The 385-nt window shown below is 47.3% G+C and carries 1 protein-coding gene; it reads right to left on the minus strand.

The annotated features are described in order from the left end of the window. Positions 1-144: 144 nt before the first annotated feature. A partial coding sequence (locus BQ17_RS22510; protein ID WP_218068185.1) for a hypothetical protein occupies positions 145-385 on the minus strand: 241 nt, incomplete at its 5' end.

Genomic DNA, 385 nt, shown 5'->3' on the forward strand with positions numbered 1-385 from the left:
CGATGAGCATTCATTTTGGACTGGCGTGATTTTACCCTCGCTTAGCTCACCACGCAGGCAATTTTGCAAGGTGCCCTTATCTACAAAAGTAGTGATCCCAAGTTTGGGGGCAATCTCAGCATTGGGCGCTGCTGTACTAGTAGGTCATTCCATCCAATTTTTCTGGTTTGTCATTTCGACCGAAGGGAGAAATCCTTGTTCCGATGGAGGAGGGATCTTGTGCGCTAGGAACTTTTGCCAAGCTGGAAGATATCTCCCTCCGGTCGAGATGAGAGGGACTGGTTTTACCACAAAATTTTGATGAAACGGGGTACTAGTACCTAGTTTCGGCTGATATTGCTGGTTTCCACCCGATCCCCTGTTTTCGACATAGATTGCAAGTTCA

Source organism: Candidatus Thiosymbion oneisti (assembly GCF_900092655.1).
GTDB lineage: Bacteria > Pseudomonadota > Gammaproteobacteria > Chromatiales > Chromatiaceae > Thiosymbion > Thiosymbion oneisti.